General features: G+C 72.5%; 6 protein-coding genes and 1 pseudogene. All 7 read left to right on the plus strand.

Annotated elements, in window-relative coordinates:
• A pseudogene (locus tag AAHZ94_RS05440) lies at positions 1-1,445 on the plus strand (3' terminal RNA ribose 2'-O-methyltransferase Hen1); the annotation flags it as partial.
• Positions 1,446-1,852: 407 nt separating this feature from the next.
• Positions 1,853-4,708, plus strand: coding sequence for a polynucleotide kinase-phosphatase (locus AAHZ94_RS05445; protein ID WP_349990980.1), 2,856 nt, complete (start codon positions 1,853-1,855; stop codon positions 4,706-4,708).
• A gap of 391 nt (positions 4,709-5,099) precedes the next feature.
• Positions 5,100-6,323, plus strand: a complete 1,224-nt coding sequence (locus AAHZ94_RS05450) for an arginine deiminase (protein WP_349990981.1) — start codon at positions 5,100-5,102, stop codon at positions 6,321-6,323.
• A 316-nt stretch (positions 6,324-6,639) separates the two neighbouring features.
• Positions 6,640-7,644, plus strand: a complete 1,005-nt coding sequence (gene argF / locus AAHZ94_RS05455; protein ID WP_349990982.1) for an ornithine carbamoyltransferase — start codon at positions 6,640-6,642, stop codon at positions 7,642-7,644.
• Positions 7,645-8,153: 509 nt separating this feature from the next.
• Positions 8,154-9,776 (plus strand): amino acid permease, encoded by a 1,623-nt coding sequence (locus AAHZ94_RS05460; RefSeq protein WP_349990983.1) that lies wholly within the window; start codon positions 8,154-8,156, stop codon positions 9,774-9,776.
• Between the two features lie 437 nt (positions 9,777-10,213).
• Entirely contained in the window at positions 10,214-11,041 is an 828-nt protein-coding gene (locus AAHZ94_RS05465; RefSeq protein ID WP_349990984.1) for an enoyl-CoA hydratase family protein, read from the plus strand.
• 2 nt (positions 11,042-11,043) lie between these two features.
• Positions 11,044-13,497 carry an oxidoreductase gene (locus AAHZ94_RS05470; RefSeq protein WP_349990985.1) on the plus strand — a complete coding sequence of 818 codons (2,454 nt, stop codon included), beginning with the start codon at positions 11,044-11,046 and terminating at the stop codon, positions 13,495-13,497.
• Positions 13,498-13,534 lie beyond the last annotated feature (37 nt).

The raw sequence follows: 13,534 nt of genomic DNA on the forward strand, positions 1-13,534 counted from the left end.
CCCAGCGGTTTTCCACTGCGTATGGTGTGGCGCACGTCTTCTACCCCGAGGCGTCGCCCGAGCGTTGCACGGTCGCGGTGGTGGATGAGGTGGATGCGGTGGCGTTGGTGCGGGGCGGGCGGGGGAAGGGTTCGGGGGCCCGGCGTGGTGCGGGGTCGACCGCGGCGGACCTGGGGAGTTACGTCAACGACCGGCCGTACGCCGCCTCGTCGTTGCTGGCCGTGGCGTTGCGGGCGGCCTTCGCGACGGCGCTCCAGGGGCGGTGTGTGGCGCGTCCGGAGTTGGTGGAGCGGTCGTTTCTGCTGCGTATCGAGGTGCCGGCGGTGGCGGTGAGCGGTGGGGCGGAGCTGGTGCGGCGGCTGTTCGCGCCGCTGGGGTGGCAGGTGCGGGCGACGGCCGTACCGCTGGACGTGGAGTTTCCCGAGTGGGGCGATGCGGACTATGTGCAGTTGGTCCTCACGGGGCGGGCCCGGCTGGTCGATGCGCTGCGGCAGTTGTACGTGCTGTTGCCGGTGCTCGATGGTGGCAAGCACTACTGGGTGGCGCCGGACGAGGTGGAGAAGCTGTTGCGGTCCGGGGAAGGTTGGCTCGCCGGGCACCCGGAGGAGGAGCTGATCGTCCACCGCTATCTGGCGCGTAGTCGGGCGCTGACACGGGACGCGTTGGAGCGGCTCGAACTGGTGCGGTTGGCCGTGGCGGACGACACCGCGCCGGAGCAGGTGGACAACGCGGTGGATGAGTTCGTGGACACGGAGCAGGCGCCCGTTCCGCTGGCGGCGCGGCGCCGGGCGGCGATCGTGGGGGTGTTGCACGAGGTGGCGGCGGCGCGGGTGCTCGACCTCGGTTGCGGATCGGGGCAACTCCTCGCCGAACTGCTGCCGGATGCGCGTTTCACGGAGCTGGTGGGCGTCGACGTCTCGCAGCGGGCACTGAGTGCCGCGGCGCGCCGGCTGCACGTCGACCGGCTCTCGGAGCGGGAGGCGGCCCGCGTCAGGCTGGTGCAGGGTTCGTTGGCGTACTCCGATGCCAGGTGGCAGGGGTACGACGCGGCGGTGCTCAGTGAGGTCGTCGAACATGTCGACCCGCCGCGGCTGCCCACGCTGGCCCATGCCGTGTTCGCGACGGCCCGGCCGCGCTCGGTGATCGTCACGACGCCGAACACGGAGTACAACGTGCGCTATGCGGGCCTCGGCCCTGGGCAACTGCGCCACACCGACCACCGCTTCGAGTGGACCCGCGGGGAGTTCCGGGCCTGGGCCGATGAGGTGGCCCTGCGGTACGGGTACGAGGTGGCGTTCCGGCCGGTGGGCCCCGATGACCCCGAGGTGGGCGCGCCGACCCAGTTGGCGCTCTTCACCCTGCGCGCGCCGGGGGAGGCGCCCCCGCGTACGGCACGGAGTACGGCTGCGGGTGCGCCCTGGACACGACCGACCGCAACACCGGAGCCGCTGCCGGCCGCGTCCCCGGCCGCCGATTCGCCGAAGGGCCACCGTACTGGGGCCGCGGACGCTGTGACGGTCCAAGCTTCGACCGCGGACGCGGCAGACCCGCCCGCTTCTGCCGCGGATGCCGCGATCACCCGTGTTTCGGCCGTGGACGCCCCGGGCCACCACGCCTCGGCTGCGAACCCCCGCGTTCCCGCCCCGTCCTCGTCCGCCGAGTGTCGAGGCGCCATACCCTCCGCCGGCGTACGCCCAGCCGCCGTGCGCCCCACTGCCGCGCATCCGGCCACCGTCCCTTCGTACGCCCCGCGCCCAGCCGCCCCACATCTGCCCGCCCCATATCCACCCGCCGCGCATCAACCCGCCGCTCGACTCGCGGCGGTGCGGCAGCGGGGCGAGGGGGACGCGCGATGAGTGGGACGAACGGGGCGGGAGGAGAAACAACGGTGTCTGAGGGACGGGTTCTTGGGGTGCCTGATGTGGCGCTCGTGGTGCTGGTGGGGGCTACGGGGTCGGGTAAGTCCACCTTTGCCGCGCGGCACTTCAAGCACACGGAGGTGGTGTCGTCGGACGTCTGCCGTGGGCTGGTCAGCGATGACGAGAACGACCAGGGGGCCAGCGCCGACGCGTTCGACGTGCTGCACTTCATCGCCGGCAAGCGGCTGGCCGCCGGGCGGCTGACCGTCGTCGACGCGACCAACGTGCAGGCCGCGAGCCGCAAGGACCTGGTCGCGCTGGCCAGGGAGCACGACGTCCTGCCGGTGGCGATCGTGCTCGACGTGCCCGAGGGCGTGTGCGCCGAGCGCAACGCGGCGCGCCCCGACCGCGCCGGGCTGCCCCGCCACGTCATCCAGCGCCACCAGCGCGAACTGCGCCGCTCGCTCGGCCACTTGAAGCGGGAGGGGTTCCGCGCGGTGCACGTGCTGCGCGGCGTGGCCGAAGTGGAGTCGGCGACCGTCGTGCGCGAGCGGCGCTACAACGACCTGCGGCATCTGACCGGCCCGTTCGACGTCATCGGCGACGTCCACGGCTGCCGGTCCGAGCTGGAGACCCTCCTCGGCGACCTGGGGTACGAGCTGCGCCGCGACGCGGGCGGGCGCGCGGTGGACGCCGTGCACCCGCAGGGCCGTACGGCGGTGTTCGTCGGTGACCTGGTCGACCGTGGACCGGACAGCCCGGGCGTGCTGCGGCTGGTCATGGGCATGGTCGAGTCCGGCACGGCGCTCTGCGTCTGCGGCAACCACGAGAACAAACTCGGCCGCCATCTCGCCGGCACCACCGTGAAGATCGCGCACGGCCTGGCCGAGACCATCGAGCAGTTGACCCGGGAGGAGGCCGTCGACCCGGAGTTCCGGAGCCGGGCCGCCGCCTTCATCCGCTCGCTGGTCAGCCATTACGTACTGGACGGCGGCGCGCTGGTGGTCGCGCACGCCGGTCTGTTGGAGAAGTACCACGGCCGCCAGTCCGGCCGGGTGCGTTCCTTCGCGCTGTACGGCGAGACGACCGGCGAGACCGATGCGTTCGGGCTGCCGGTGCGTTACCCGTGGGCCGAGGACTACCGGGGTCGGGCCGCCGTCGTCTACGGGCACACGCCCGTGCCGCGGGTGCGCTGGCTCAACAACACGGCCTGCATCGACACCGGCTGCGTCTTCGGCGGCGCGCTGACCGCGCTGCGCTGGCCGGAGCGCGAACTGGTGAGCACGCCAGCCGAGCAGGAGTGGTATGCCCCGGTCAAGCCGCTGGCCAGCGACGCTTCGGGCGGTGCGGACGGTCGCCCGTTGGACATCAACGACGTCATCGGGCGGCGCACGGTGGAGACCAAGGAACTCGGTCGGGTCACCGTGCAGGAGGAGAACGCGGCGGCTGCGCTGGAGGTGATGAGCCGCTTTGCGGTGGACCCGAACCTGCTGGCGTACCTGCCGCCGACCATGGCGCCGTGCCCCACCGCCACCGAGGACGGCTATCTGGAGCACCCGGCCGACGCGTTCGCCGCCTACCGCGCCGAGGGGGTGCGGCGGGTGGTGTGCGAGGAGAAGCACATGGGTTCGCGGGCCGTGGTCCTGGTGTGCCGGGACGCCACGGTGGCCGGGGAGCGCTTCGGAGCGACCGACGGCGTGCCGGGCGTGCTGCACACCCGTACCGGGCGCCCCTTCTTCACCGACCTCGAACTGAGCGCGCTGCTGCTCGGCCGGCTGGCCGCCGCCGTCGAAGGGGCCGGCCTGTGGGCGGAGCTGGACACGGACTGGCTGCTGCTCGACGCCGAGTTGATGCCGTGGTCGTTGAAGGCCGACGGGCTCCTGCGGACCCAGTACGCGGCCGTCGGCGCGGCCTCCAGGGCCGTCTTCCCCGGCGCCGTCGCGGCCCTGGAAGCGGCGGCTGCCCGGGGCGTCGACGTGACCGAACTCCTGGACCGGCAACGCGGACGCGCGGCCGACGCGCAGGCGTTCACCGAGGCGTACCGCCGCTACTGCTGGCGCGTGGGTGGCGTGGGTGGTGCGAGCGGTGCGCAGGGGGTCGGTGGGATCGGCGGCGGCGCGGCTGGGCCGGGTGCCCCCGACGGTTCGTACGGCCCACGCGGCGCGAGCGGTACGGACCGTACGGGCGATCTCGACGGGGTGCGGCTCGCTCCGTTCCAACTCCTGGCCGGACAGGGGCGCAACCTCGCGCTGCTGCCGCACGACGCCCAACTGGAGCTGATCGACCGGCTGGTGGCGGCCGACGCTGCTACTGCGACCACTGCGACCACTGCGACCACTGCGACTCATGAGACCGGCACGGCTCACACACCCCAAGCAACCCACACACCCCAAGCAACTCAAGCACCTCACGCCCCCGCAGGGCCCGGCCGCGGCGGCCTGCTCGCACCCACGCGTCGGCTCTTCGTCGACACCGAGGACGAGGCGTCGGTGGCGGCGGGCGTCGAGTGGTGGCTCGGACTGACCGCGGCCGGCGGCGAGGGGATGGTGGTCAAGCCGGTCGAAGCGGCTGCCCGTACCGCGGCGGGCAAGCTCGCCCAGCCCGGCCTCAAGTGCCGCGGCCGGGAGTATCTGCGCCTGGTCTACGGGCCCGAGTACACCCGGCCGGAGAACCTGGAGCGGCTGCGGTCGCGGCACCTGCACCGCAAGCGCTCGCTGGCGCTGCGCGAGTACGCGCTCGGCCTCGAAGGGCTGGACCGGCTGGCCGCGCAGGAGCCGCTGTGGCGGGTGCACGAGGCGGTGTTCGCGGTCCTGGCGCTGGAGTCCGAGCCGGTCGACCCACGGCTGTAGGCCAGTGGGACCGTACGGGCGAGCGGCGTTCGCCCGTACGGCGGCCGACAGCCCGCGGCTAGCGCCCCGCTGTCGGTGCTGCGTGCGACAGGCAGGCGGGCAGGCAGGCAGGCGGGCGGGTGCCGCGCCGGGTCGCCCGGCAGGGCCGTTCGGGTTTCCGACAGATGTCGGCAAGCGGGTCCGGCGGGCTCGGCCGGGGCGCGTTGGTGTCGCCGGTGCGCCCGGCGCGGGGTGGTGGGAACGGGCCCGGAGGCACCGCGCCGCACCGCCTGTGACCGGGCGGCCCACGAACCTTGCCTGGTCCGCCGCGTCCAGCCGGGGGCGTACGCCGGGCGCACGGTGCGTGTCGCCAGCGATGTTCAGGGCGCTGGCTTGGGGTGAGGATAGGGGCATGGGATTCCATGTCGACTCCGAGGCCGGGCGGCTGCGCCGCGTGATACTGCACCGCCCCGACCTGGAGCTGAAGCGGCTCACTCCGACCAACAAGGACGCACTCCTCTTCGACGACGTGTTGTGGGTGCGCCGGGCCAGACAGGAGCACGACGGGTTCGCCGACGTGCTGCGCGACCGGGGCGTTGAGGTGCACCTCTTCGGCGACCTGCTGGCCGAGAGCCTCGCGGTGCCGGCGGCGAGGGCGCTGGTGCTCGACCGGGTATTCGACGAGAAGGAGTACGGGCCGCTGGCCACCGACCACCTGCGGGCCGCCTTTGATGAGCTGTCGGCACCGGAGTTGGCGCAGGCGCTGGTCGGCGGGGAGACCAAGCGCGAGTTCCTGGAGCGCCATCCGGAGCCGGTCTCGGTGCGCTTCCACGCGATGGACCCGGACGACTTCGTGGTCCACCCGCTGCCCAACCACCTCTTCACGCGCGACGCCTCGGCCTGGGTGTACGACGGCGTGTCCATCAACGCGATGCGCTGGCCCGCGCGTTGGCACGAGACCGTGCACTACGAGGCCGTCTACCGGCACCACCCGCTGTTCGCCGCCGGTGGTTTCCACGTGTGGTCGGAGGGGCAGGCCGCGTATCCGTCCACCATCGAGGGCGGCGACGTGCTGGTCATCGGCAACGGCGCGGTGCTGATCGGGATGAGCGAGCGGACCACGCCGCAGGCGGTGGAGATGCTGGCGCGCGGCCTGTTCGCGGCCGGGTCGGCCCGTACGATCGTGGCGCTCGACATGCCCAAGGGGCGGGCGTTCATGCACCTGGACACGGTGATGACGATGGTGGACGGCGATACGTTCACCCAGTACGCGGGCCTGGGAATGCTGCGCTCGTACACCATCGAGCCGGGCGCCGAGGAACGCGACCTGAAGGTGACCGACCATCCGCCGGAGCACATGCACCGGGCGATCGCGGCGGCGCTCGGGCTCGACTCGATCCGCGTGCTGACCGCGACCCAGGACGTGCACGCGGCGGAGCGCGAACAGTGGGACGACGGGTGCAACGTGCTGGCCGTCGAGCCGGGCGTGGTCATCGCGTACGAGCGGAACGCCACCACCAATACGTATCTGCGCAAGCGCGGCATCGAGGTGATCACCATCCCGGGCAGCGAACTCGGCCGCGGCCGGGGCGGTCCGCGCTGCATGAGCTGCCCCGTGGAGCGGGACGCGGTGTGAGCACGGGGCCGACCCCCGCCGTCTCCCGCACCACCCGCCCGCTCAGCCCTACCCACCCCACCCACACCACCGGGGCAGAAGCCCGAGCAGAAACGCGAGCGCAGGCAGGCGGCAGAAGCAGGAAGTAGGCAGCAGAAGCAGGAACGGAAACGGGAACAGAAACGGGAACAGGGGCAGGGGCAACAAGGGCAGATACCGGGACGGAAACCAGGGCAGGGGCCGGGGGTGGGGCCCGCCCCCACACCCGCTTGCATATAAATGCCGATACTCGTATATGCTTCCGGAGTTCCCGAACGCTGCGACCTAGGAGCCTGCCATGGCGACAGACCTCTACGGCCGTCATTTCCTCAAGGAGCTCGACCTCACCGCGGACGAGTTCGTCGGCCTGGTGGAGCTCGCCGCCGAGCTGAAGGCCGCCAAGCGTGCCGGCACCGAGGTCAAGCGGCTGTCCGGCAAGAACATCGCATTGATCTTCGAGAAGACCTCGACGCGTACGCGCTGCGCGTTCGAGGTCGCGGCGGCCGATCAGGGCGCCTCGACCACCTATCTCGACCCGGCGGGTTCCCAGCTCGGGCACAAGGAGTCGGTCAAGGACACCGCCCGCGTGCTGGGTCGGATGTTCGACGCGATCCAGTACCGGGGCGCGGGCCAGTCCGTCGTGGAGGAGCTGGCGGTGCACGCCGGCGTGCCCGTGTACAACGGTCTCACCGACGACTGGCACCCCACCCAGATGCTGGCCGACGTGCTCACCATGGTCGAGCACGGCACGAAGCCGCTGGTCGAGACGGCGTACGCCTACCTCGGCGACGCGCGCGCCAACATGGGCCACTCGTATCTGATCACCGGCGCCCTGCTGGGCATGGACGTCCGTATCGTCGCCCCGCGGGCGCTGTGGCCGGCCGAGGGGATCGTGGCGCACGCGCGGCGGCTCGCGGCGGGTTCGGGGGCCCGCGTCACGCTCACCGAGGACGTCGCGGAAGGCGTGCGCGGCGCGGACTTCGTGGCCACCGACGTCTGGGTCTCCATGGGGGAGTCGACGGAGGTCTGGGACGAGCGGATCGCGCTGCTCCGCCCGTACGCGGTGACCATGGACGTGCTGCACGCCACGGGCAACCCGCAGGTGCGGTTCCTGCACTGCCTGCCTGCCTTCCATGACCTGGGCACCGGGGTCGGCCGCGACATTCACGCGCGGTACGGGCTGACCTCGCTTGAGGTCACCGACGAGGTCTTCGAGTCCGCTCACTCGGTCGTCTTCGACGAGGCGGAGAACCGGATGCACACGATCAAGGCGGTCCTGGTCGCCACCCTCGCGCATGAGTGAATAGTCATACGTCGCAGTGAGCGTTCATGCGGCGAGCGGGTTTAGAATGGTCGTATTACGTGGGGTTCGGGCGCACCGGCTCGGGCCCCACTGGGCTGTCCGGAGCGGGTAAGTCCGCCGGCCCGCCGCGCAGGTCGTGCGCAGCACGTGCGTCGTGGGCGGCATGCGGCATGCGGTGTGTCGTATGCCGTACGTCATCCGCGCGGCGCATGTCGTACGTCGCGCGTCCCGCCCGCGCGGACGGCGCTGGTCGCCAAAGCTTCGGTACGCGACTCGGCTCACCCCGTCAACCTGTTCGTACCACCCCCCACCTGGGCCTTTCCCCGCTCTGAGCGCGCGGGCCGCGACTCCGGGCCGGGGCCCCTCTCCGGGCCCCCACTTGCCTGCCCTGCCCGCCACGCAAGACCGGCGCGCCCCACCAGACCCACTCGTTTCACCCGTTCCACCCGCTCTGCCTGTTCCGCCAGATCCACCCGTTCCACGCGTTCCACCAGAGAAGAGACCCACCCATGCGCGCGCACCTGCTACGCATCAAGTCCCCCGATGCGCTGATCGCCGAATCCGGCGCGGACCTCGCGGGGCACGGGCTGCGACGCACCATGGGCCTGTTCCAACTGGTGTGCTTCGGCGTCGGCGCGATCGTCGGCACCGGCATCTTCGTCGGCCTCTCGGACACGGTCGCCGAGGCCGGCCCCGCCACCGTGATCGCCTTCGTGCTCGCCGCGGTGACCTGCATCTTGACCGCCTTCTCCTTCGCCGAACTGGGCGGCGCCATCCCGGTCTCCGGCAGCTCGTACTCCTACGCGTACGCCACCCTCGGCGAGGGCGCGGCGTTCCTCACGGGCTGGTGTCTGCTCCTGGAGTACGGGGTCTCCGTGTCGGCGGTCGCGGTGGGCTGGGGGCAGTACCTGAACGAGCTGTTGCGCAGCGTGTTCGGCTGGCAGTTGCCCGCGGCCCTGTCCAGTTCGCCCAGCGAGGGCGGGATTCTCAACGTGCCGGCCGTCGTGGTGATCATGTTGGCCGCGTTGCTGCTGGTGCGCGGCGTGCGGGAGAGCGCCCGGGCGACCGCGGCGATGGCGGTGCTCAAGCTCGGCGTCCTCGCGCTGTTCTGCGCGATCGCCTTTGCGGCGTTCGAGGCTGGAAACCTGACGCCGTTCGCCGCGCACGGGCTGGCTGGCGTGACCTCCGGCGCCTCGGTCGCCTTCTTCTCGTACATCGGCTTCGACGCGATCACCACCGCCGGTGAAGAGGTGAAGAACCCGCGCCGCACCATCCCGCTGGCGATCATGGTGTGCATCGGCGTGGTGACGCTGCTGTACTGCCTGGTCGCGCTCGCCGCGATCGGCGGTCTCTCCGCAGGTGAGGTGGCCGGCAAGCCGGCTGCCCTGTCGCTGATCGTCAACCAGGTCACCGGGTCCGCCTGGGGCGGCGGCATCATCGCCTTCGGCGCGGTCGTGGCCATCGCCTCCGTGGTCCTCACGGTCACCTACGGGCAGACCCGCATCCTGATGTCGATGTCCCGGGACGGCCTGATCCCGCCGGTCTTCGCGCGGATCTCGCCGAGGACGGCGACGCCGGTCGCCGGTACCTGGATCGTCGCCGTGGTCTTCGCGGTGCCCGCGGCGCTGGTCCCGCTCGATGTGGTCCTCGACCTGACCACGATCGGCACGCTGACCGCCATGGTCGTGGTCAACGTCAGCGTCCTCGCACTCCGCCGCTCCCGCCCCGACCTGCCCCGCCCCTTCCGCGCCCCCCTCTTCCCGCTGCCCCCGCTCCTCGGCATCGTCTGCTGCGGCTATCTGATCTACGGAACGGGCTCCGCGGCCTGGCTACAGTTCGGGATCTTCCTGCTGGTCGGGGCCGGTCTGTACGTCGGGTACGGGCGTCACCGCTCCCGGCTGCGCGGCGTGCCGGAGGGCGCGGCTACGGAGGGGCGTGCGCCGGCGGCCCGGGAGACGGGGGACGCGGTGTCGTCGGACGGGTCGGTCGGCCGTGCGGCATCGGGCGGGGCGGTTGCCCGTGCGGCTCTGGGCGAGTCGGTTGACCCGGTGGCGACGGGTGGGTCGGTGGGGCGTGAGGGCCCTGGGTCGGTGGTGGCCAGTGGGGTCGGAGACGGTCGAGCCGGTCAGTAGGTCGATAGAGCGGTAGGGCGACTGCACGGTAGATCGACTGCCCGGTAGATCGACTGTGCGGTAGGTCGGTAGATCGTCAGATCGGGCGGGTGAATCGCCAGGTCGGTTGGCTGGAGCGCTGCGGGGGCGGTGCGCGTTGTGGGGGTACGAGGGCTCCGCGGCGCGAGCGGGCTTGGTGGGCCTGGCGCCCCTGGCGTATCGGCGCGGCGCCGCCCGTCCCCGGTGGTATGGGCGCCGGGATCGGCGCCCACCTGGCCGCCCGCGCGCCCCATCCGCACAGGCGTGCGATTGCCTGGCCCGCGCCGGCCTGCGCCCTCCGTGCATGCGCCGGTCCGCACCCCCTCCCGCCTATCGCGTACTCGTGACGGCAGTCACGAAGGGGTGATAACTTCAAAGTGTTACGGGCACCTGCCGTACGGCTCAAGGAGGCCACGCGTATGAGTCCGTTCAGCGGTTCGGCGTCGGGGACGACGAAGTGGCGGCATCTGCACGTCACCTTCGACGACGCCGTGGCCACCGTCACCCTCGCCCGTCCCGACAAGCTCAACGCCCTGACCTTCGGCGCCTACGCCGATCTGCGCGACCTGCTGGCAGAACTGTCCAGGACCCGTTCCGTACGGGCCCTGGTGCTCGCCGGCGAGGGGCGCGGCTTCTGCTCCGGCGGCGACGTGGACGAGATCATCGGGGCGACGCTCGGCATGGCCACCGACGAGCTGCTCGACTTCAACCGGATGACCGGCCAGGTGGTCAGGGCGATAAGGGAGTGCCCGTTCCCGGTGATCGCGGCGGTGCACGGGGTGGCCGCGGGCGCCGGTGCAGTGCTCGCGCTGGCCGCCGACTTCCGGGTGGCCGACCCGAGCGCCAAGTTCGCGTTCTTGTTCACCAAGGTCGGCCTCTCCGGCGGCGACATGGGCGCCGCCTATCTGCTGCCCCGCGTCGTCGGGCTCGGGCACGCCACCCGGCTGCTGATGCTCGGCGAGCCGGTGCGCGCCCCCGAGGCCGAGCGGATCGGGCTGCTCAGCCAACTCACCTACGAGGGCCGGGCCGACGCCGAGGCCACCGCCCTCGCCCAGCGCCTCGCCGCAGGCCCCGCGCTCGGGTACGCGCAGACCAAGGCGCTGCTCACTGCCGAGCTCGACATGCCACTGGCCGCCGCCATTGAGCTCGACGCCGCCACCCAGGCACTGCTGATGAACAGCGCCGACTACGCCGAGTTCCACGCGGCGTTCACCAGCAAGCGCCCGCCGAACTGGCAGGGGCGGTGACCATGGGAGGGCCGGGGGCAGGGCCGGTCGCCCGGCGGGTCGCGATCATCGGCGGCGGCCCCGGCGGGCTGTACGCAGCCGCGCTGCTCAAGCGGCTGCGACCGGAGCGCGAGATCACCGTCTGGGAGCGCGGCGAGCCCAGCAGCACCTTCGGCTTCGGCGTGGTCCTCTCGGACGAGACGCTGGGCGGCATCGAGCACGCGGACCCGGTCGTGTACCAGGAGCTGAGCCGCGAGTTCGTCCGCTGGGACGCCATCGACGTGGTGCGCGGCGGCCAGGTGCTGACCTCCGGCGGCCACGGCTTCGCCGCGCTCGGCCGACAACGCCTGCTGGAGATTCTGCACCGGCGCTGCCACTCCCTCGGCGTCCACCTGCGCACCCGTACGACCGCGCCGCCGGCCGCCGAGCTCGCCCGCGACCACGATCTGGTCATCGCCGCCGACGGCGTCCACAGCACCACCCGCGCCGCACACGCCGACGTCTTCGCCCCCCACCTCACCACCCACCGCTGCCGGTACATCTGGCTGGCCGCCGACTTCGCCTTCGACGCCTTCCGGTTCGAGATCGCCGAGACCGAGCACGGCGTGTTCCAACTGCACGGCTATCCGTACGCCCGCCCGGCGCTGCTGACCACCGGGCCGGCCGCCGGATCGACCACCGGACCGACCACCGGCCCGCTCGGCAGCGCCGGGCAGTCCGCGGCCGGCGCCAGCACGGTCATCGTGGAGGCCCGGGAGGAGGTGTGGCGCGCGGCCGGGCTCGACCAGTGCGACGAACAGGAGTCGGCGCGGGCGTGTGCCGCGCTCTTCGCGGACGCGCTGGGCGGCCGACCCCTGCGCGGCAACGCCTCCTCCTGGACGGCCTTCCGCACGGTCACCAACGAGCGCTGGTCACACGGGCCGATCGTGCTGCTCGGCGACGCGGCGCACACCGCGCACTTCTCCATCGGCTCCGGCACCAAGCTCGCCGTCGAGGACGCCCTCGCGCTCGCCGCCTGCCTGGAGGAATCGCCCACCGTGGCCGAGGCGCTGACGGCGTACGAGGCGGAGCGGCGCCCCGTCGTGGCCTCCACCCAGCGGGCCGCCGGCGCCAGCCTGCACTGGTTCGAGAACCTCGCCGACTACCTCGACCAGCCGCCCCACCAGTTCGCCTTCAACCTGCTCACCCGCAGCCGCCGGGTCACCCACGACAACCTGCGGCTGCGCGACGCGGGCTTCGTCAACGCCGTCGAGCGCGAGGCCGGCCTCGCACAGGAAACCCCGCCGATGTTCACGCCACTCACCCTGCGCGGCCTGACCCTGCGCAACCGGGTCGTGGTCTCGCCGATGGACATGTACTCGGCCCAGGACGGCGCCCCCGGCGACTTCCACCTCGTCCACCTCGGCGCCCGGGCGCTGGGCGGCGCCGGCCTGGTGATGACCGAAATGGTGTGCGTCAGCCCCACCGGCCGCATCACCCCCGGCTGCACGGGCCTGTACGCGGACGGGCACGAGGCGGCCTGGCGGCGCGTCACCGACTTCGTCCACTCCGCATCGCCCGGGGCGGCGATCGGCGTCCAGCTCGGCCACAGTGGCCGCAAGGGCTCCACCCGGCTCATGTGGGAGGGCATCGACGATCCGCTGCCCGACGGCAACTGGCCCCTGGTGGCCCCCTCGCCACTGCCCTACCGCCCCGGCATCAGCCAGGTCCCGCAGGAAGCGGACGGCACGACCCTGGCCGAGATCCGCGACCAGTTCGTGCGCTCCGCCCGCAGCGCCGCCCGCGCCGGCTTCGACCTCCTCGAACTGCACTGCGCCCACGGCTACCTGCTCTCCGGCTTCCTCTCCCCGCTCACCAACCGGCGCACCGACGGGTACGGGGGCGACCTCAGTGGCCGGCTGCGCTATCCGCTGGAGGTCTTCGACGCGGTGCGCGCCGTATGGCCGTCGGACGCGCCGATGACGGTCCGCATCTCCGCGACCGACTGGGCCGAGGGCGGCACCACCCCGGACGAGGCGGTCGCCATCGCCGCCGCCTTCGCCGCCCACGGTGCCGACGCCATCGACATATCGACCGGCCAGGTGGTGGCCCACGAGCGTCCCGAGGTGGGCCGCTCGTACCAGACCCCGTTCGCCGACCGCATCCGCAACGAGCTCGGCGTCCCGGTCATCGCGGTGGGCGCCATATCGTCCTGGGACGACGTCAACTCCCTGCTGCTCGCGGGCCGCGCCGACCTGTGCGCACTGGCCAGGCCACACCTGTACGACCCGCACTGGACGCTGCACGCAGCCGCCGAACAGGGCTACCGCGGCCCCGGCGCCCCCTGGCCCGCCCCCTACCGAGCCGGCAGCCGACGCCCACCCACCGGACGCACCGACGACCCCAAACCACGCCTCACCCTGCACACCACGACCCCGCCCATACCCCCGTCCCCGTCCCCGGCTGCGGCGTCCGGGTCCGGCACCCGGGCCCAGTAGTCGCACGCCGGTTGGGGCCGGCCCGGCCGGGCAGCGG

This window comes from Streptomyces sp. HSW2009 (assembly GCF_040240285.1).
In the GTDB taxonomy this organism is placed as follows: Bacteria; Actinomycetota; Actinomycetes; order Streptomycetales; family Streptomycetaceae; genus Streptomyces.